This is a genomic window from Streptomyces sp. UG1, assembly GCF_049974585.1.
GTDB lineage: Bacteria > Actinomycetota > Actinomycetes > Streptomycetales > Streptomycetaceae > Streptomyces.
The window spans coordinates 91,982-111,869 of record NZ_JBNGGG010000035.1 but is presented as its reverse complement, the minus strand read 5'-3'; the positions used below and the strand labels follow the sequence as shown (position 1 = coordinate 111,869).

The following is a 19,888-nucleotide window of genomic DNA, read 5'->3' as shown; positions in this document are numbered from 1 at the left end:
GGGGCGCGGGGAACTGCGCGACAAGCCACCGACTACCCGCAGCCGCCGTCAAAGCTGCTGAACCCGAGCTACTAGGCGAAAACGACCGTCCGCCGCCCGTTCAGCAAAATCCTCCGCTCGGCATGCCACTTCACCGCCCGAGCCAGCGCCTGGCACTCCACATCCCGCCCGATCGCGACGAGCTGGTCCGGCGTGACGTCGTGCCCCACCCGCTCGACCTCCTGCTCGATGATCGGCCCTTCATCGAGATCCGCCGTCACATAGTGCGCCGTCGCGCCGATCAGCTTGACGCCCCTCGCATGGGCCTGGTGATACGGCTTCGCACCCTTGAAGCTCGGCAGGAACGAGTGGTGGATGTTGATGATCCGCCCGCTGAGCTGCTTGCACAGATCGTCGGAGAGCACCTGCATGTAGCGGGCCAGCACGACCAGCTCCACATCCCGCTCCCGCACGATCTCCAGCAGCCGCGCCTCCGCCTCCGGCTTGTTGTCCTTGGTCACCGGGATGTGGTGGAAGGGGATGTCGTACGACCCCACGAGTTCGGCGAAGTCGGTGTGGTTGGACACCACGGCGGCGATCTCCACAGGAAGCGCCCCGATCCTGGCGCGGAACAACAGGTCGTTCAGGCAGTGCCCGAACTTGCTGACCATCAGCACGACCCGCATCTTCTCCTCGGCCCGATGGATCTGCCAGTCCATCTGGAAGGAGTCCCCGATCGCCGCGAAGCTCGCCCGCAGCTTGTCCAGCGTCACCGGCGCCTCCGCCGAGAAGTGGACGCGCATGAAGAACAGTCCCGTGTCGTGGTCGCCGAACTGCTGGCTGTCCTCGATGTTGCAGCCGGTCATGAAGAGGTAGCTCGACACGGCGTGCACGATGCCCTGCTTGTCGGGGCAGGACAGGATGAGGACGTACTGGTCGGCGGGGACCGCGGCTCGGGTGGACTGCTCGTTCATGCAGCACAGGGTCCCATATCCGGGCCCTCCGGCGGGCAGCCGTTCCGTTACGCGGACCGGGTCATGATCGCCAGCACCTCGAGCGTGCGCGGCGCGGCGTCCGGGTCCTCGCCGTCGGCCATGGCCATCCGGACGTGCGCGTCCCGCGCCGCCCGCACCGCCTCCGGCCACCCCTGGTGGTCGAGGTAGGCGGAGACCGGCGCGTCCGGACCGACCTGGTGCATGATCCGCAGCACCCGCAGCACGGCGGTGTCGACGAGCGCCGCCTCCTGCGAGTCCCGGAATATCGTGCCGACGTACTTCTCGGCGGACCAGTTGTCCAGCCAGGTGTCCTCGACCAGGCGGTAGACGGCGTCGGTCACGTCGCCGTACCCGTCCACGCCGGCGAGCCAGACGTCCCGCTGGAAGACCTGGTCGGAGAGCATGTGCAGCGCGGAGCGCACATTGCTGCGCCAGCGCCACCACGGCATGTCGTTGAGTGGCATGCCGCCCATGGTGGATGAGCGACGGCCGCGACGGGAAGAGCTATCCGAACCTTGCACGGTCATCGATCGTACGTTCCCCTCCACGCGCGCATCGCGGACCCCTGCAATTCACCTTCCGGTCACCCGTCGATAACCATGGGTCACGCCCGGGTTTGTTGTGTGGCGGAATCGTGCTGGACCATGACCGGCAGGCCCCACATGCGCAGTCCTCACTTCCCCACGATCACCGACCGGCCCGTCAAAGCGACCGCTCGGGCGGCGGCAGCGCTGGTGGCGTGTGCGTCGCTCGCCGTCGGGTGTGGTGTCATCCCCGGTACCACGGGGGGTTCCGGGGGTGACACGATCACCGTCATGACCTGGGCGCCACAGGACACCAAGGCGACCAACAAGCCCGGAATGCCGGCCTTCGCCCAGGCCTACGCCCGCTGGGTCAACGCCCAGGGCGGCATCGGCGGCCGCAAGCTGAAGGTCCTCACCTGCAACGACCGCAACGACAGCGTGGCCGCGGCGAAGTGCGCCGACCGCGCGATCGACGAGGACGTCGTCGCTGTCGTCGGCTCCTACAGCCAGTACGGCGACACCTTCCTGCCCTCGCTGGAGGGCGCGGGCATCCCCTACATAGGCGGCTACGGCGTCACCAACGCCGAGTTCACCAGCCCGCTCTCCTATCCCGTCAACGGCGGCCAGCCCACCCTCCTCGCCGGCCTCGGCAGGGAACTGGCCCGCGACTGCGGCCCGGTCGCGCTGGTACGGCCCGACAGCATCGCGGGCGACGAACTGCCGCCGCTGCTGAACTCCGGCCTCAAGGCGGGCGGGCACTCGGACGCGGCCAACCAGCTCGCCGACGAGAGGGCCACCGAGTACGCGCGCCAGTCGGTGCGGGCGCTGGAGTACTCCACCACGAACCCGTCGAACGCAGGCTGTGTGGTGCCCGCCCTCGGCGACCGCACCAGCACCTTCATGGACTCCTTCCGCCGGGCCCGCGAGGAGTACCCGGACGTGCGCACCGCGACCGTCCTCGGCAACGTCGACCAGACCGTGATCAACTCGACCGGCGGGGCCTCGACGTACGACGGTTCGTACATCACCGGCTGGTACCCCGTCGCGAGCGATCCGCGCTGGGACCCGATGAAGAAGGTGATCAGCGAGCAGGCCTTCGGCGACAACCGCATCGACCCCGCGGACGCCGGCGTGCAGACCACGTGGATCGCCTACACGGTGTTCAAGAAGGTCGTGGAGTCGCTCGGCGACGGCGAGGTGAGCGCCGACACCGTGCGCAGCGCCCTGAACAGCGGCCTGAAGGTCTCCACGGGCGGGCTCACACCCACCCTGCGGTGGAAGTTCCAGGACGTCCTGGCCTCCGTCGGCTACCCCCGTCTGGTCAACCGCGCGGTGTCCCTCCAGGTCGTCCGGGACGGCCGGCTGGTGGCCGCCCGCAAGGGCTTCATCGACGTGACGAAGACGCTCGAGGGCGCCAAACTGAACTGACCGGCACTAGAGCTGGGTCGGCTGCCGCTGTGTGAGGCCGTACTTCTCGGCGATCGAGTTCCACAGCCCGGCGGCCGTCTTCTTCTGCTCGCTGGCGGTGCCGCTGGCGCGGTTACCGGCCCGGGTCTGGCTGGTGGAGCGGGCCTGGCCCTCCTTGCAGAGCTTTCCCTTCTTGGCCGCCACCTGGTCCGCCCACGCCGCGTAGTGGTTGTCGGCGGACGCCGACGCCTGCCACGCTTTGGTCAGCGCGGTCGTCAGCGCGGTGTGGTTCGGGAGCTGATCGACGGAGAGCTTGGACAGGTCGGTGACCAGCCGGCTGCGCTGCTTGGCCGCGGCGCGCAGGTCCTGGGCGGCCTTGGCAAGGTTGTCGCAGGACTTCACATCGGCGACCGCGTTGATCACCGTGGTACGGCTGTCGCCGCTGTCGGCCAGCAGCTTGTCCAGCGCCGTCGCCTGCTGCTCGGCCGCGTCGGCGGACGGCGAGGGGGAGCCCTCGGTCACCGGGGCCGTCGCGGACACGGGTTTGTTGTCGTCGCTCTTCTGCTCGTCCCCGCCCCCACCGGCGAGCAGCGCGCCCGCGCCGATGCCGAGGACGGCGATACCGACGCCGACGGCGGCGATGAGCGGCACCCGCGATCCGGTACGGCCGCCGCGACCGCCCCGGCCGTCGTCGTCACCGGGGCCGGGACCGGGGCCGTGCGGGCCGCCGGGCGGGAAGTACCCCTGCTCGTGCGGGTTGTGCTGCGGCTGGGGCTGCTGGAAGCGCGGCAACTGCTGGGTGGCCTGGGCCGGGGGCTCGCCGCCCGGCTCGCTGCGGAAGAGGCTGTCGAAGTCGGAGAGCGGCTGCCGCCCCGGCTGCGGAGCCGCGCCCGGCTGCCCGGTCACGGGCGGGATGTACTGGGTGGCGTCGGCGTCGCTGCCGGAGACCGGCGGCATCGGTCCCGCGCCGCCCGCCTGCCGGGACCGCCCCAGGAACTGCGTGTTCTCGCTGGACACCTCGGGCGGCAGCGCCCCCGGTCCGACCGGCGGTATGTACTGCGTCGCCCCCTCGTCGGCGACGGGCGGTATGTAACGGGTGGCCTGCTCGTCGCCGCCGACGACCGGCGGTATGTACTGAGTGGCCCCCTCATCGGCGTGCGGCAGCGGCGCCCCGAACCCACCGACACCGCCGGGCGGCTGGGCCGCACCGGGGGCGGGGGACGGTAGGGAAGCACCGTAGCCCTCCGCACCGGCGGGCGACTGAGCTGTACTGGAGGCGGGGGACGGCAGGTGTGCGCCGGAGCCGGGAGCGCCGTAACCACCCGCACCGACAGGCGGCTGAGCCCCGCCGGAGGCGACGGGCGGCGGCAGAGGTCCACCGGACCCCGGGGCCCCGTAACCCCCCGCACCGGCGGTCGGCAGCGCACCCTCCAGGCCCTGCTGGCCCTGCTGCGGCAGCCGCCCACCGCCCTGCCCGTACTGCTGCCCCTCGGGCGGAAGCGCACACCCCTGCCCGTACTGCCCCTCGGCCGGCAGCGGTGCCGACGGCACGCCGCCCTGTCCATACGTCGGCTGCGGCGCGGGCGTCGGTGATCCGGACGGGGCGCCATGGCCGTACGGCGACGGCGTCGGCGTACCGGTGGCGTCCGGTGTCGTGCCCCACTGGGCCGGCGGCGGGGACTGGTACTGCTGTTCCTGCTGCCCGCCCCAGGACTGGCCGGGCTGCCCGCCCCAGGACTGGCCCGGTGCGGCCGGCGGCGCGGGCGGGTTCTGGTCGGGTCCCCAAGGGGTGCCCCACGCCTGGCCGCCGGGCGGCGCCGAGGGCGGGGGTGTGGTCGGCGGCGTGGCCGGTACCGACGTCGGCCGGCCGTCCTGCCCGCCGGTCATGCCCGGCAGCAACGGCTCACCGCCGTCGGAGGGCAGCACGATGCCTTCGTGCGCGGGCCGCGCCGAGGGCTCCTCGCCCCGTCCACTCTGCGTCACCGGGACTCCTACTAATGGGGGACCTTGTGAATCGTCGGCTCACGCTACCGGCTCCGCCGATCCCGGTGCTACGCAGCCCAGGACGTGACCTGCGTCCCTGTGACCGCGCTAACACCTCGGTCCCCCACCCCCTATATACGGCCCCCTTCCGCCACCGGCACCTTCATTTCCCTGTCGTTCACGCCCCGGTACCCCGAGGTTTCACGCGGCCGCCTGAAGGTCCAGCCGCGCCCCGAACTCCCTGACCACCGGCTCGTCCCGGAACGGCTCCAGGCGCTGCTGGAAGTCCTCCAGATACTCGGCGCCCCGGTTGGACCGCAGGGTCTCCAGGAGCTCGACGGCCTGCAGCCCGGTGTGGCAGGCCTGTTCGATCTCGCGCTTCTGCACCTGCGCTGTGGCGAGCAACACATAACCGATGGCCCGGCGCCGCGCCTTCGTCTCCGGAAGCCCGGCCAGCGACTCCTGAGCGGACCGCGCCGCCGCCTCGGCCTGGCCGAGGTCGCGGTGGCAGTGCGCCAACTCGTCGGCGAGATAGGCCTCGTCGAAGTGCGCGATCCACGCCGGGTCGTCGCCGGACTGCGCGTCCGCCGACTCCAGCGCGGTCACGGCGCGTCCGGACGCCGCCTGGGCGGCCCGGGCATCGCCCATCAGGGCATGCCCGCGCGCCTCGGCCGCATGGAACATGGACTCCGCGCGCGGGGTCACGCGCCCCCGCGCCCCCTCCTGCGCCGCCCGCGCCAACTGCGCGATCTCCCGCGGGTTCCCGAGTTGCGCGGCGAGATGGCTCATGGAGGCGGCCAGCACATACCCGCCGTACCCCCGGTCGCCCGCGGCCTGCGCGAGGCGCAGCGCCTGGATGTAGTAGCGCTGGGCGAGCCCCGGTTGCCCGGTGTCGACGGCCATGTACCCGGCGAGCTCGGTCAACCGCGCGACGGCGGCGAAGAGTTCCCGCCCGATCGCCTCCCGGTAGGAGCCGGCCAGCAGCCCGGAGACGACGCTGTTGAGGTAGTGCACGACGACCGGGCGCACATGCCCGCTGCCGTACTGGTGATCAAGCTCCACGAGCGCCTGGGTCATGGCCTTCACGGCCGCCACGTCGGAGGGCCCCACGCGCGGCCCCGCCGAGCGCGCCACCTGCGAGTCCGGCGACGAGATCAGCCAGTCGCGGCTGGGCTCGACCAGCGCGGACGCGGCGACGGAGGAGCCGGACAGGAAGTCCCGGCGGCCCACGTCGCTGCGCCACAGTTCACACACCTGCTCAATGGCCCCCAGTACCGTCGGCGAGAACTGGAGACCGACGCCGGACGCGAGGTTCTTGCCGTTGGCCATGCCGATCTCGTCGATCGTGACCGTACGGCCCAGTTTGCGGCCGAGCGCCTCGGCGATGATCGCCGGTGCCCGTCCCCGCGGCTGCTGTCCGCGCAGCCAACGGGCCACGGACGTCTTGTCGTAGCGCAGATCGAGACCGTGCTCGGCACCGCACATGTTGACCCTGCGGGCCAGCCCGGCGTTCGAGCAACCCGCTTCCTGGATGAGCGCCTGCAGCCGTTCATTCGGCTGTCGCGCGACGAGAGGCCTTGCGGCCATGGCGTACCCCCTGTGGCTGCGGTGCCTGCCCACGCACCGAGTTGACGTTCTTCCATCGCCGAATCCGGCCCGGGGCACCGGCAGTGCACCGCAACGTTCCGGCCGTGAAGATCAATGCCCCGTCGGCATACCGAAAATGCGAGGCTTGCGAGGATTGCCGGGGTAAAGGCGGAAGCCGACCCCACTGGGGGCTACCCAGCACCGGCCACGGATCCTCCCGCGCGCCCCCACACATGCACCCATGCGCCCCAGACGAGGAATCAATGCTCCTTCCCCGCGCGCGTTATGCCCGTAACCCGGGGTGGGTGCGGGAGTTGTGTTCAGCGTGGAAGAGACGATCCCGGCCACCGAAGCCGCACAGATTCCGAAGCAGCGCGGGGAATCGCTGCTGGAAACCGCCGTTCGCTACGCCGAGGAGCGCCACTGGGACGTGTTCCCCGGCACGTGGCTGGAAGCCGTCGACGGCGTGCAGTACTGCTCCTGCGGTGACGCCGCGTGCCCCGCGCCCGGTGCGCACCCCGCGCGCCCGGACTGGGCGACGCAGGCGACCGGCAGTGCGACGGTCGCGCGCCGGATGTGGCAGAAGCAGCCGAGCGCGTCGATCCTGCTGCCGACGGGACGTACCTTCGACTCGATCTCCGTCCCGGAGACGGCCGGGTTCCTCGCGCTGGCCCGGATGGAGCGGATGGAGCTGTCGCTGGGGCCGGTGACGTTGACGCCGGATCGTCGGATGCACTTCTTCGTGCTGCCGGGCGCCGCGGTGAAGGTGCCCGACCTGGTGCGCAAGCTGGGGTGGTCGCTGGGGTCGCTGGATCTGGTCGCGCTCGGGGAGGGGGCGTGGGTCGCCGGGCCGCCTACCCGGTTCGGGTCCCGTGGGGCCGTGCAGTGGGCGTGCCGGCCCACGCCGGCGAATCGGTGGTTGCCGGATGCGGAGGAGTTGATCTCGCCGCTCGCCTATGCGTGTGGGCGGGACCGGTAATTCGGCGACTACAGGTCGTACGTGGTTGCTCGCGCCCACGCGGCGGAGCCGCATATCGATACAGTCCCGCGCCCCTTAGGTTGGCATGCATGACGTCGGCCGTATGCGTACGTGGGCTCTGGAAGCGGTTCGGGCAGCAAGTCGCCGTTGCCGGGATCGATCTGGATCTGCCCGCCGGAAAGTTCATCGGACTCGTGGGCCCCAATGGCGCCGGGAAGACCACCACCCTCTCCATGGTGACCGGGCTGCTGCGGCCCGATCAGGGGTCCGTCGAAGTCGTCGGGCACGACGTCTGGCGAGACCCCGTTGAAGTCAAGGCCCGCATCGGGGTGCTGCCCGAAGGGCTACGGCTCTTCGAGCGGCTCTCCGGGCGGGAACTGCTCGCCTACACGGGCCGGCTGCGCGGTCTTCCCGGCGCCGAGGTCGACCAGCGGGCCGCCCAGCTCCTCGACGTGCTCGATCTGGCGGGGGCCCGGCACAAGCTGGTCGTCGACTACTCGACCGGTATGCGCAAGAAGATCGGGCTCGCGGCCGCGCTGCTGCACAACCCCGAAGTGCTGTTCCTGGACGAGCCGTTCGAGGGCGTCGACCCCGTCTCCGCCCAGACCATCCGCGGCGTACTGGAGCGCTACACCGCCTCCGGAGCGACCGTCGTCTTCTCCTCCCATGTCATGGAACTCGTCGAGTCGCTGTGCGACTGGGTCGCCGTCATGGCCGCCGGACGCATCCGGGCCCACGGCCCCCTCGCCGAGGTGCGCGGCGAGGCGGCCTCGCTGCAGCAGGCGTTCCTCGAACTCGTCGGCGCGAACGGCCGCGACGCCGCATCCGACCTCGACTGGCTGGGCGGCGGGGCACGATGAGCACCGACGTGACCGCGGTCTTCGTACGGCTGAAGCTGTCGCTGCTCCGGAACGGACTACGGCAGTCCGCCGGCCGCCGCGCCGCCTACATCGCGTCGGCCGTCGTGGTCCTCCTCTTCGCCGCGCTCCAACTCCTCGGCCTGATCATGCTGCGCGGCACCGCGCACGCCGACTCGTTGGTCGTCATCCTGATCGCGGTCCTGGCGCTCGGCTGGGCGGTGATGCCGCTGTTCTTCCCCGGCGGGGACGAGACCCTCGACGCGACGCGCCTGGTGATGCTGCCGCTGCGCCCCCGCGCCCTGGTCCGGGCCCTGCTCGCGGCCTCCCTCGTCGGCATAGGACCGCTGTTCACGCTCTGCCTGTTCACCGGTTCGGCGATCGCCCTCGCGCACGGCTCGCTCGCGTACGTCGTCGGCGTCATCGCCGTCGTCCTGGCCCTGTTGGTGTGCGTGGCGCTGGCGCGGGCCGTCGCCGCCGCCAACATCCGGCTGCTGACCAGCCGCAAGGGCCGCGATCTGGCGGTGCTGAGCGGGCTGGTCATCGCGATCGGCGCGCAGGTGGTGAACTTCGGTGCGCAGCGGCTGGGTTCATCGGGCCTGGCCGAACTCGCCCCGGCGGCGGACGTACTGCGCTGGGTGCCGCCGGCGTCCGCGATCGGGGCCGTGCAGTCGGTGAGCGAGGGGTCGTACGGCACCGGCGCCCTCCAACTCGCCCTGAGCATCGCCGCTTTGGTGGCGCTGATCGCCGTATGGTCCCGCCACCTCACCCGCCTGATGACCTCCCCCGACGGCTCCACGCTCCAGGCGGCCACCGAGACCGCCGTACGGCAACGCACCTCCACCGGCCTGGCCCGCCTGCTGCCGGCCGGGCGCACCGGCACCGCCATGGAACGCAGCCTGCGCTACATCTGGCGCGACCCGAAGACCAAGGCGGCCTGGGTGACCTCGCTCGCCATCGGCCTGATCGTGCCGCTGTTCAACGCGTTGCAGGGCACCGGCTCGATCTACTTCGCGTGCTTCGCCGCCGGGATGCTCGGCATCCAGATGTACAACCAGTTCGGGCAGGACACCTCCGCGTTCTGGATGGTCGCGCTGACCATCTCCTCCCGCCGGGACGCCTACGTCGAGCTGCGCGGCCGAGCCCTGGCCCTGCTGCTGATCACCCTGCCCTACGCCACCCTCGTCACCGTCCTGACGACGGCACTCCTCGGCGACTGGCAAAGGCTCCCCGAGGTACTGGGCCTGTCCTTCGCCCTCCTCGGCGCGATGCTGGCGACCGGCGCCTGGACGTCGGCCCGCTTCCCCTACTCCATCCCCCAGGAGGGCTACAAGAACGTCGCCCCCGGCCAGGCGGGCCTGGCCTGGATCTCGATCTTCGGCGGCATGATCGCGGCGGCCCTGCTGTGCGCCCCCGTCATCGCGGTGACGATCTGGCTGAACGTCAGCGACGGCGGGGACGACTGGACGTGGCTGCTGCTGCCGGGCGGCGCGGCGTACGGGGCGGCGATCACGCTGCTGGGCCTACGGCTGGCGGCTCCGCGAACGGCGGCCCGCCTGCCGGAGATCTTGACGGCGGTGAGCAAGGGATGAGGGCTTCTGCTGACGCACAGGGCCTGCAACGCCCCTAAGGGGCGCGGGGAACTGCGCGATCAACCACGACCAACCCGCAGCCGCCGTCATTCAGCAAGCCCCGAGCTCATAGGCGCCCGGCATCTCACCGAACCGCATCCAGAAACGGCTCGATAGCGGTGCGCCAGCCCTCAGGCTGGTCATAGTGCACAAGATGCCCCGCATCGGCCACCTCCGCGTACTCCCCCCGAGGAAGCACCCGCACCATCTCCTGGGCCTCGGCCCGGCCCAGCTCCCCGTCCAGCCCGCGCACCACCAGCGCGGGACACCGCACCTGCGCCAGCTCCTCCCAGTGCGCGTCGAACACCCACGTCTCCCGGGACCGAAGCATCTGATCCGGTTCGAATACCGGCCGCCACCCGTCCTCGCACTCGTGCATGACCTCGGCGTAGAACTCCCCGCGCGCGGGATTCGGCCGCTCCACCCACGGATCGTCCTCGCCGAACCACTTCCGTACGTCGGCGAGCGTGGCGAAGGGGAGGGGCCAGGACTTGAACCAGTCCGCCCACTCCCGCTGCGAGGCCGCGCCCAGCGCGGACGCCCGCATGTCGCAGATGATCACGCCGCGCACCAGATCGGGCCGCTTGGCGGCGAGCTGCCACGCGGTCAGCGCGCCCATGGCGTGGCCGAGGAGAACGGCCGGGGCGAGGCCGAGGTGTTCGAGGGCGGCCTCGGCGTCGTCGACGTAGGCCTCGCGGGTGAAGGCGGCCTGGGAGGGCTTGTCGCTGCGGCCGTGGCCGCGCTGGTCCAGGGCGACGGCACGGTGCCGCTCGGAGAGCCAGCGGGCAGTGGAGGCCCAGTGGGAGGCGCGGCCCATCAGGCCGTGCAGTAACAGCACACCGAGCGTGCCGTCCTGGTCTGTCGTGGGGTCGTTCTTGGGAGGGTCGCCGAACTCCCATGCCGCGAGCCGTACGCCGTCCGCCCCGGTCACGTCGATGCGCCGCACCATTGGTCTGGCACCCCCCTAGCTCCGCTCGGACCGCTCGAGCCGGCCGGTCCTGTCATCCGCGTCCTGCTTGCCGCGCCTGCCGTATCTGCCGCCGCCCACGCGAGCACCGTCCGCCACCTGCGTCGCACGCGTCGTCGGTGCCCTCGTACGCGATGTGCTTGTTCTGTGTGTCTGACGTGATCTTATGCGCACATACTTGAAGCGCACGTTCCGTACGATCCGTTACCCGCGCAGACTATCGAACCCCTATTCGAAAATGCGGCCGCTGCGGGCAACACCCCTCATTCGAGTGACCCCCTCCAAGGATTGATCGCCACCGCCGAGGGGAGACCTTCACCGGGAGGCGGACCGCTCGGGGAAACGGTCCGAGGGGGATGACCCTGGGAGCTCGGGGCTCCGGGTCAGCACAGGGGAGGACAGGCCCCGGCGCCATTCGGCGCCGGGGCCCTCTCCACGCATCACGGCACATCCTCGCGCCCCCCTCCCCGGCCGGACGCAGCACTGTCGATCACGGCCCAGAGCCCTCAGGTGATCTGCCTCACGCGACAGCCTTGCACGCGAATCCGTCGGCCGCTGCGATTCCGCACACTGAATCCGGGATCGAAAACATTCGACGGACCGCCACAACTCCCGCTCCCGCACCGGGAATTACTCAGTAGACAACTCAGGAGACAACCCAGGGCGGACAGCCGCCACCCGCTCAGCGCTTGGCGACGAACACATGCGAGGCGACATCCGCCTCCAGCTCGGCCGCCTCACCACCACTGCCCACCAGCACCCCACCCGCGGCTTCGGTCACACTCACCACCGAGCCCGGCTGCACACCGGCCCGGCGCAGCGTGTACATGAGCTGCGCGTCGGTCTGGATCGGCTCCCCGATCCGCCGCACCACGACCGTCTTGCCCTCGCCCCCCGGGTCCAGGTCGGCCAGCGAGACCATCCCCTCGTCCAGGAACGGGTCGGCACCGTCCTTCTCGCCGAGCTCCTCCAGGCCGGGGATCGGATTGCCGTACGGCGACTCCGTCGGATGCCGCAGCAGCTCCAGCACCCGCCGCTCCACGGCCTCACTCATCACGTGCTCCCAGCGACACGCCTCCGCGTGCACCTGCTCCCACTCCAGCCCGATCACATCCACGAGCAGACACTCCGCGAGCCGGTGCTTGCGCATGACACGCGTGGCCAGCCGCCGCCCCTCGTCCGTGAGCTCCAGATGCCGGTCGGTCGCCACGGACACCAGCCCGTCACGCTCCATCCGCGCCACCGTCTGACTGACGGTGGGCCCGCTCTGGTCCAGCCGCTCGGCGATCCGGGCGCGCATGGGGACCACACCTTCCTCCTCCAGCTCGAGGATGGTGCGGAGATACATCTCCGTGGTGTCGATCAGTCCGGACATACGTGCCCCTCGATTAGCTCTGCGATTAGCCCAGCCGGAAGCGAGACAGCTCCACGGCGCGTGCGCTGGCCCTGCACTCAATTCTGCCGGATACCACAGACAACCGCGCCGAGCCGGTGAAACGAAGGGTCGGACAACCCCACCCCGGGCCGGCCGAGCGGGCCGCCGCAGCCATTCCGGCCGCCGTCCCGGCCGTATTGACACCGCACTGGTCCAGACCGCACGGTGATCCGCAGCAAGTGATCCGCAACACAACACCCACGCACCCCCACCCGCCACCTCCGGAGGGCCCCGCATGAGCGACAGCAAGCCGGCCGACCAGTTCTTCGACGCCGCGATCGGCCTGCTCCACCGGGTCCGTGCCGAGGAGGCCGAGAACATCGAGGCCGCCGGCACCCTGCTCGCCGACACCGTCGCCACCGACGGCCGCCTCTTCGCCTTCGGCGCCGGCCACTCCTCCCTCGCCGCCCAGGACATCGTCTACCGCGCCGGCGGCCTCGCCCTGATGAACCTGCTCACGGTCCCCGGCGTCGTAGGCGTCGACGTCATGCCCGCCACCCTCGGCTCCGCCCTCGAACGCGTCGACGGCCTGGCCGGCGCCGTCCTCGACAGCTCCCCCCTCCGCGACGGCGACGCCCTGATCATCATCTCCCTCTCCGGCCGCAACGCCCTCCCCGTCGAAATGGCCATCAACGCCCGCGCCCTCGGCGTCAAGGTCATCGGCGTGACCTCAGTGGCCTACGCCTCGCAGACCCAGTCCCGCCACGCCTCCGGCACCTACCTCAAGGACCACTGCGACATCGTCCTCGACTCGAAAATCGCCGTCGGCGACGCCGAACTCACCCTCGACACCATCCCGGCCCCCTTCGCCCCCGCGTCCACCGTCGTCACCACGGCCCTCCTCCAGGCCGTCATGGCCACGGCAGCCGCCACCCTGGCCGCGCGCGGCATCGAGCCCCCACTCCTGCGCTCCGGCAACGTCGACGGCGGGCACGACTGGAACAGCCAGGTGTTCGACAAGTACGGCGACAGGATCTTCTACCGGCACTGAGCGCTACTCCGAGCCCAGAGCCCCCGCCAGATCCAACGCGGCAGCGATCCGCACCGCCACATCCTCCGCGTACACCGCGTCGCTCCGCTCGAACGCACTGCGCCCCGCGCCCCGCAGAAACGTCACGACCCCCACCGTCCGCCCCCGGCTCCGCAACACGGCACACAGCGCGTGCACCGCGTCCGCCGGCCACTGCCGCCCCACCGCCCACGCACGCGCCTGCTCCGCCGACATGCTCCCCGCATCGGCCCGCACCGACCCGGCCCGGGCCACACACTGCAACGCCGGATGCCCCTCGACATACCGCAGCGGCAACCCGGCCTCCCCACCGAGCAGACTCGGCCCCGGCGCCCCCGAAGGCGTCACGGCCACCCGGACGAGCCGCACCGGCCCCGCCGCCTCCCCGTCCGCCACCGCACCACCCGCGACCCGGTCGATCAACGCATGATCGGCGAACCCGGCCAGCGCGAAATCCAGATGAACCGTCGCCGCCTCCGCCGGATCCTCACACTCCGCGGCCGCACGCGCGGCACGATGCAACTGATTGACCCGGAACCGCAGCAGCGCCGCCTCCTGCTCCGCCTGCTTGCCCTCGGTCACATCCTGGAAGAGCCAGCCCACCCCCAACGGCACCGGCTCCTCCGCCAGCGGCGACGCCAGCCGCACAAAACCACACCGCCAGCAGCGACGCCGCTCACCGTCCGGCGTCCGCACCCGCACCCAGATCTCGGCGGGCGCCGGCGGCGCACCCTCCGCCAGCACATGCGTGAGCGCGCTCTCCAGCTCCTCGACCCCCTGGGACAGCAGCTCCCCCAGCGGCCGCCCCAGTACCGACGTACGCCCGATACCCAGCGCACGAGCCGCGTGCGCGTTCACCACAGCCGGCCGCAGATCGGCGTCGACCAGCACCACACCCCACGACGCGTCCTCGAACAACGCCTCGCTCAGCGCGATCGACCGCTCCAGATCGATCTGCGCATGCACCTCGCTGAAGGCGCAGTACACCCCGGCGGGCTTCCCGTCCGGCCCGCGCACCGCGGCCGACTGCGTCCGCACGAGCACCCGCCCGCCGTCCTTGGTCAGCAGCGCGAACTCATGCACCTGCCTCCCGGGAGCCTGCATGGCGGACATCAGCCGCCCCTCGACCTCCTCGGCATCGGCCTCACGCACCGCCCACCCGGCGAACCCGTGCCGCCCCACGGCCTCGGCCGCCGTCCACCCCAGAATCCGCTCCGCCTCACGGTTCCAGTGGGTGACGACCCCGTCCCCGTCGAACGCGCACAAAGCCGCGTCCATCCCGTCCAGCAACGCGGCCAACAGATCAGAGCCACCTGCCGAACCCTCCGAACCTGCCGACGAACCCCCCGGACCTTCCCGCTCGGGTTCGTCCGGCCCCAGCTCGTCGGTGGTCCCACTACGCCGGGAAGCACTCACATGGACCCCCTGCCAAGCTGCGTCCGCACGTACGACGCGTCGGTTCGCTCACTCGCAATCATCTAACTGGAACGTGACCCAGCACACACCGAGTTCCCCAAGATTGAAGGAATCGTTGTACGAGCCGCCGAAGGACTGCTCCAGCTACTCCAGCCGCAGATCCACCCACAGATCTGTCTCACCGTCCAGCACATACCGATCGACCTCGACGAACCCACGCGCCCGGGCAAACCGCAGCCCCTCCTCGTTGACGGCCAGCACACAGGTCTCGACCGCCCTGGCACCCAGCCCACGCGCGCAGGCGAGCCCCTCCTCATACAGCTCCGAGCCACATCCGCGCCGCCGGTACTCGGGCAGCACCCGCGCGATGACCGTCGCCACCGCGTCCTCGCCCTGCGGCGGCCGCACGGTCGAACAGCCGACGAGAACATCACCGACGTACGCGTTCCGCAGCCGATACCGCCCGCTGCGCTCCCGCACCTCGTCGAGATCCATCGCGGCGGGCGGCACGATCACGTTGTGGACGTACCGCCACTCCTCCAACATCGACTCACCGACTACCGGCTCCACGAGAAGCTCAGCCATGACGGTCGCCTCCCCTCCGTCCCACCTGCTGGTTTGTCATGCACGGAACGCTAGGCGACCAGTGGTCATTTAGCAGCTAGATCGACTACCCGTTCGGGGAATTCAGTGGATTCGCACGAATGGGCGACTTCTGAAGACTGCAACCCGATGCGCGGATCTTGGCCTCTAGTGTCAACCTCACACGCGAGAAAGGAGGTCACTCGCTCCCCACCTCCAAGGTTGTCGAGTGACCAGCCCCAGTCATCACGACCCAATGGGTCAGGGAGGTGCCCCGATGACTACGTTTCCTGCAGGCGAGCAGACCCACCAGGCTGTGCTTCCTCAGCAGCCTGCTCTGGAATCCGTGAGAGCAGACACCCCCGGGAGCAGGGACGAAACGGCTCACGGACATCCCGCCACCGCGCGGGGCACCGGCAGGGAACACGGGCGAGGAGAGACCGGCGGGCACAGCACCGGAGCCCGTCGGCGTCACGCCAAGCGCGCTGTCACGGCAGCGAAGGCGGCAGAGAACGGGAGCGGTGACGCTCCCCCGCGCGTCCAGTCGTACGAGGGTGGCCTGGGCGCAAGCAGAGTCTTCGTGCTCTCCAAGGAGGGACAACCCCTCATGCCCTGCCACCCCGCCCGCGCCCGCGAACTCCTGACCAAAGGTCGGGCCGTCGTCGCCCGACAAGTGCCCTTCACCATCCGCCTGAAAGACCGCACGCTGGCCGAGTCGGAAGTCGACGGCGTTCAGTTACGGATCGACCCCGGCTCCAAAGGCACAGGCATCGCCCTCACTGACGAGAAGAAGGAAACCGACGCGCAAGGCGCCACAGTCAAGATCCGGCGTGGACTGGTCTCGATCGAACTCCAACATCGCGGCGACCAGATCCACAAGTGCATGCAGCAGCGCGCCGGCTACCGACACCGCCGACGCTCAGCCAACTGCCGCTACCGAGCACGCAGATCCAACAACCGGGCCCACCCCGAAGGGTGGCTACCACCCTCCCTGCGCCACCGCGTCGACACGACGTTCTCGATGGCCAGCCGCCTCTGCCGCTACGCACCCGTCACCGAGATACACGTGGAATTCGTCGCTTTCGACACCCACAGCATGAGCGCAGGCCGCCCCCTCAACGGCGTCGAGTACACACAAGGACCACTGGCCGGAACCAACACTCGCGCCTATCTGCAAGCCCAATGGAACAACTCCTGCGCCTACTGCGACGCCACCGGCGTGCCCCTCAACATCGAGCACCTCACACCCCGCAGCCGAAGAGGCTCGAACCGCATCTCCAACCTCGTCCTTGCCTGCGTCCCCTGCAACCGGTCCAAGGGCAGCCAACGCGTCGAGTCCTTCCTGGCGCACAGACCCGGTCGCCTCGCGCAAATCCTTCAGCAGGTCAAGACACCCCTCCGTGACGCCTCCGCCATGAACGCAACCCGATGGCAACTCATCGAGGCACTGGGCACCCTCGGCAGACCAGTGCACACCTGGACAGGCGAAGGCACCAGAAACAACCGCAACGCCACGGGGCTGACCAAGACGCACACCCTGGACGCTCTCTGCATCGGGCCCCTGGATCACGAGAGCGGCGACGCGATCGTACGGTTCCCTCAGCATGTCCTCGTCGCCAAGGCCACCGGACGCGGCTCATACGCCCGCACCACCCCGAACCGCTACGGATTCCCCCGCCTGCGCCGCGCCCGCACCAAGCGGCACTTCGGATACGTCACCGGAGATCTCGTGCGCGCCGTCATGCCCACCGGCAGGTGGGCAGGGACGTGGACCGGCCGCATCTCGGTGCGAGCCAGAGGGCAGCACAGCCTCACGACGCCCCTGGGCAGGATCAACGTCTCCCACTGGCATCTGAAGTTCCTGCAACGGGGCGATGGATATGGCTACAGCACGCGATCAGAATCGCCACCGTCAACATCTCGAAAAACCTGTTGATCGGTGCCCAAACGCTTCCTAGTGTGTGGCTTACGTGGAAGGGAGGTGATCGGGTAAATGAGTGAAACCCGGACGCGCGAGGTGGCTGCGGGCTAGCGGCTCGCCACCACACCCAGTGCGGTGCCGGACCAGCGTGTACGCGATACACGCAGCCGGCCAATCCAACGCAGTCACCCGACCCGCGAACTCGCCGGCACGTCCGGCCGGCTCCCCCGCCACCGGCGGAGGGACCCGAGTTCGCGGGTCGTCTGCGTTTGCGGAACCCGACTCGCCCTCACGGGCTCAGCCGCTCCACCCGCCACCCCCCGTCCTGCTCCTCCACATACCGCAGCCGGTCGTGCAGCCGGTTCTCCCGGCCCTGCCAGAACTCCACCGTCTGCGGAGCCACCCGGAAGCCGCCCCAGTTGGGCGGTACCGGAACCTGCTCGCCCTCGGGATAGCGGGCGGCCAGCCCGGCGTACGAGGCGTCGAGTTCCGCGCGGGAGGGGATGACCGACGACTGGGCGCTGGCCCAGGCGCCGAGCTGGGAGCCGTGCGGGCGGGTGCGGAAGTAGGCGGCGGTCTCGTCGCGTCCGGTGCGCCGGGCGACGCCGGTGACGATGACCTGGCGGGCCATGGGGTGCCAGGGGAAGAGCAGGCAGACGTACGGGTTCTCGGCGAGGTCGCGGGCCTTGCGGGAGCCGTAGTTGGTGTAGAAGACGAAGCCCTGCTCGTCGAAGTGCTTCAGCAGTACTGTGCGGGAGCTGGGCCGGCCCTCGGCGTCGGCGGTGGAGACGATCATCGCGTTCGGCTCGAAGAGGTGCGCCTCCTCGGCGGCCTGCTTGAACCAGCGCGCGAACTGCGCCACCGGGGTGGCTGCCAGGTCGGTCTCGGCGAGGCCCTCGGCCCGGTAGTGCTTGCGCATCGCGGCGGGGTCGGGGACGGACTCGGCGGGATCGATGGGGACGGCGTCTCGGTCGGTCACGCCGTCATCTTGCCGTATGCGCGGGATGCCGTCCGGCACGGTGTCCTTCGTCACTACATGGCACTGAGTGCCGCGAAGGTTTCCCAAAGGTGGCACTCAGGGATATCGTTCTGGTGCCGTTCCGGTTGGATGACCGCCGGCCGCACGGGGCATCACAGGGGTACGCCCGGACTGCGAGTCCGCAGAGCCCGTGACCGTGGATCCACCGGCGTACGCCCCACCTCTGTCGACTGACCTGTGGTCGTTCCACCCACAATCCCATCCGTCGCACACATCACGAGGAGCCGCCTGATGTCCGATTTCGTACCCGGGCTCGAGGGAGTCGTCGCGTTCGAGACGGAGATCGCCGAACCGGATAAGGAGGGCGGCGCTCTTCGGTACCGGGGCGTCGACATCGAGGACCTGGTCGGCCATGTCTCGTTCGGCAACGTCTGGGGGCTGCTCGTCGACGGTGCCTTCCGTCCCGGACTGCCGCCCGCCGAGCCCTTCCCGATTCCCGTGCACTCCGGCGACATCCGCGTCGACGTCCAGTCCGCGCTCGCCATGCTGGCGCCCGTGTGGGGCCTGAAACCCCTGCTGGACATCGACGAGGAGCAGGCCCGCGCGGACCTGGCCCGGGCCGCCGTCATGGCCCTGTCCTACGTCGCCCAGTCCGCGCGCGGGCAGGGCCTGCCCATGGTGCCGCAGCGCGAGATCGACAAGGCGCAGTCCGTCGTCGAGCGCTTCATGATCCGCTGGCGTGGCGAGCCCGACCCCAAGCACGTGGCCGCCGTCGACGCCTACTGGACGTCCGCCGCCGAGCACGGCATGAACGCCTCCACCTTCACGGCCCGCGTCATCGCCTCCACCGGCGCCGATGTGGCCGCGGCGCTCTCCGGGGCCGTAGGAGCCATGTCCGGCCCGTTGCACGGCGGTGCGCCCTCCCGGGTGCTGCACATGATCGAGGAGATCGAGCGCACCGGCGACGCCGAGGCGTATGTGAAGCAGGCCCTCGACAACGGCGAGCGCCTGATGGGTTTCGGGCACCGCGTCTACCGGGCCGAGGACCCCCGCGCCCGCGTTCTGCGCCGCACCGCCCGGGAGCTGGGCGCGCCCCGTTTCGAGGTCGCCGAGGCCCTGGAGAAGGCGGCCCTGGCGGAGCTGCACGCCCGCCGTCCGGACCGGGTGCTGGCCACGAACGTCGAGTTCTGGGCCGCCATCGTCCTGGACTTCGCGGAGGTCCCGGCGCACATGTTCACGTCCATGTTCACGTGTGCCCGTACGGCGGGCTGGTCGGCGCACATCCTGGAGCAGAAGCGCACCGGCCGCCTGGTGCGCCCCTCCGCGCGCTACGTCGGCCCGGGCCCGCGTGACCCGCGCGAGATCGAGGGCTACGCGGACATCGCGCACTGATCACCCCCGACCCCTCCGGCGGGCCGGTCATCACGCGGGGCCGAACAGCCCCGCGTGATGCCGCTCGGCGGCGGCCGACCGCACCCCTGCCGATCGCTGCTGCCGATGACGGCATACAGAACGTGACTGATCCGCTCCGCCAGTATGCTGGGGCGGCTGCGGCACTCCCTCCATCACCCGTTCTCACGTGGTGAGTCACGGCCTGCGGCGATCGAGACGTCCAAATGGCTTGGGGGATGGGGAAC

General features: G+C 70.4%; 16 protein-coding genes. 7 read left to right on the top strand and 9 right to left on the bottom strand.

Annotated elements, in window-relative coordinates; translation table 11 throughout:
* Window positions 1-71: 71 nt before the first annotated feature.
* A complete protein-coding gene (purU, locus tag ACP4J3_RS34270; RefSeq protein WP_426540188.1) occupies window positions 72-953 on the bottom strand; it encodes a formyltetrahydrofolate deformylase in 882 nt (293 codons plus the stop codon).
* A gap of 47 nt (window positions 954-1,000) precedes the next feature.
* Entirely contained in the window at window positions 1,001-1,501 is a 501-nt protein-coding gene (locus ACP4J3_RS34265) for an SCO4402 family protein (RefSeq protein WP_426540187.1), read from the bottom strand.
* Between the two features lie 117 nt (window positions 1,502-1,618).
* Here ACP4J3_RS34265 and ACP4J3_RS34260 point away from each other — a divergent pair, with 117 nt between their 5' ends.
* A complete protein-coding gene (locus tag ACP4J3_RS34260; RefSeq protein WP_426540186.1) occupies window positions 1,619-2,926 on the top strand; it encodes an ABC transporter substrate-binding protein in 1,308 nt (435 codons plus the stop codon).
* 6 nt (window positions 2,927-2,932) lie between these two features.
* Here the strand turns inward: ACP4J3_RS34260 and ACP4J3_RS34255 are convergent, their stop codons facing one another.
* Window positions 2,933-4,888 carry a hypothetical protein gene (locus tag ACP4J3_RS34255; protein WP_426540185.1) on the bottom strand — a complete coding sequence of 652 codons (1,956 nt, stop codon included), beginning with the start codon at window positions 4,886-4,888 and terminating at the stop codon, window positions 2,933-2,935.
* A gap of 201 nt (window positions 4,889-5,089) precedes the next feature.
* Window positions 5,090-6,475 (bottom strand): transcriptional regulator, encoded by a 1,386-nt coding sequence (locus ACP4J3_RS34250; RefSeq protein WP_426540184.1) that lies wholly within the window; start codon window positions 6,473-6,475, stop codon window positions 5,090-5,092.
* A gap of 316 nt (window positions 6,476-6,791) precedes the next feature.
* Here ACP4J3_RS34250 and ACP4J3_RS34245 point away from each other — a divergent pair, with 316 nt between their 5' ends.
* The 3 genes from ACP4J3_RS34245 (at window position 6,792) to ACP4J3_RS34235 (ending at window position 9,903) form a co-directional block, all read left to right on the top strand.
* On the top strand, window positions 6,792-7,454 hold the full coding sequence (locus tag ACP4J3_RS34245; protein WP_426540183.1) for a bifunctional DNA primase/polymerase: 663 nt from the start codon (window positions 6,792-6,794) through the stop codon (window positions 7,452-7,454).
* Window positions 7,455-7,543: 89 nt separating this feature from the next.
* Window positions 7,544-8,314, top strand: a complete 771-nt coding sequence (locus tag ACP4J3_RS34240) for an ABC transporter ATP-binding protein (protein ID WP_426540182.1) — start codon at window positions 7,544-7,546, stop codon at window positions 8,312-8,314.
* Window positions 8,311-9,903: a transporter gene (locus ACP4J3_RS34235; protein WP_426540181.1), complete on the top strand. Its 1,593-nt coding sequence runs from the start codon at window positions 8,311-8,313 to the stop codon at window positions 9,901-9,903. The genes ACP4J3_RS34240 and ACP4J3_RS34235 overlap by 4 nt, the downstream gene beginning before the upstream one ends.
* Window positions 9,904-10,027: 124 nt before the next feature.
* Here ACP4J3_RS34235 and ACP4J3_RS34230 read toward each other — a convergent pair whose 3' ends face one another.
* Complete coding sequence (locus ACP4J3_RS34230) at window positions 10,028-10,891, bottom strand: alpha/beta fold hydrolase (RefSeq protein ID WP_426540180.1); 864 nt, start codon at window positions 10,889-10,891, stop codon at window positions 10,028-10,030.
* A 700-nt stretch (window positions 10,892-11,591) separates the two neighbouring features.
* Entirely contained in the window at window positions 11,592-12,284 is a 693-nt protein-coding gene (locus ACP4J3_RS34225; RefSeq protein ID WP_426540179.1) for a metal-dependent transcriptional regulator, read from the bottom strand.
* A gap of 295 nt (window positions 12,285-12,579) precedes the next feature.
* On the opposite strand from ACP4J3_RS34225, the gene ACP4J3_RS34220 reads away from it, so the two are divergent.
* The gene (locus ACP4J3_RS34220) at window positions 12,580-13,335 is read left to right on the top strand and encodes an SIS domain-containing protein (protein ID WP_426540178.1); all 756 of its coding nucleotides are present in this window, start codon (window positions 12,580-12,582) and stop codon (window positions 13,333-13,335) included.
* A gap of 3 nt (window positions 13,336-13,338) precedes the next feature.
* Here the strand turns inward: ACP4J3_RS34220 and ACP4J3_RS34215 are convergent, their stop codons facing one another.
* Together ACP4J3_RS34215 and ACP4J3_RS34210 are read right to left on the bottom strand one after the other, a co-directional pair.
* A complete protein-coding gene (locus ACP4J3_RS34215; RefSeq protein ID WP_426540177.1) occupies window positions 13,339-14,769 on the bottom strand; it encodes a PAS domain-containing protein in 1,431 nt (476 codons plus the stop codon).
* 144 nt (window positions 14,770-14,913) lie between these two features.
* Window positions 14,914-15,354 (bottom strand): N-acetyltransferase family protein, encoded by a 441-nt coding sequence (locus tag ACP4J3_RS34210; RefSeq protein WP_426540176.1) that lies wholly within the window; start codon window positions 15,352-15,354, stop codon window positions 14,914-14,916.
* 577 nt (window positions 15,355-15,931) lie between these two features.
* On the opposite strand from ACP4J3_RS34210, the gene iscB reads away from it, so the two are divergent.
* The gene (gene iscB / locus ACP4J3_RS34205; RefSeq protein ID WP_426540174.1) at window positions 15,932-17,287 is read left to right on the top strand and encodes an RNA-guided endonuclease IscB; all 1,356 of its coding nucleotides are present in this window, start codon (window positions 15,932-15,934) and stop codon (window positions 17,285-17,287) included.
* A 274-nt stretch (window positions 17,288-17,561) separates the two neighbouring features.
* Here iscB and pdxH read toward each other — a convergent pair whose 3' ends face one another.
* Window positions 17,562-18,251: a pyridoxamine 5'-phosphate oxidase gene (pdxH, locus tag ACP4J3_RS34200; protein ID WP_426540172.1), complete on the bottom strand. Its 690-nt coding sequence runs from the start codon at window positions 18,249-18,251 to the stop codon at window positions 17,562-17,564.
* A 291-nt stretch (window positions 18,252-18,542) separates the two neighbouring features.
* Between pdxH and ACP4J3_RS34195 the strand changes: the two genes are divergently transcribed.
* On the top strand, window positions 18,543-19,643 hold the full coding sequence (locus ACP4J3_RS34195) for a citrate synthase 2 (protein WP_426540170.1): 1,101 nt from the start codon (window positions 18,543-18,545) through the stop codon (window positions 19,641-19,643).
* Window positions 19,644-19,888 lie beyond the last annotated feature (245 nt).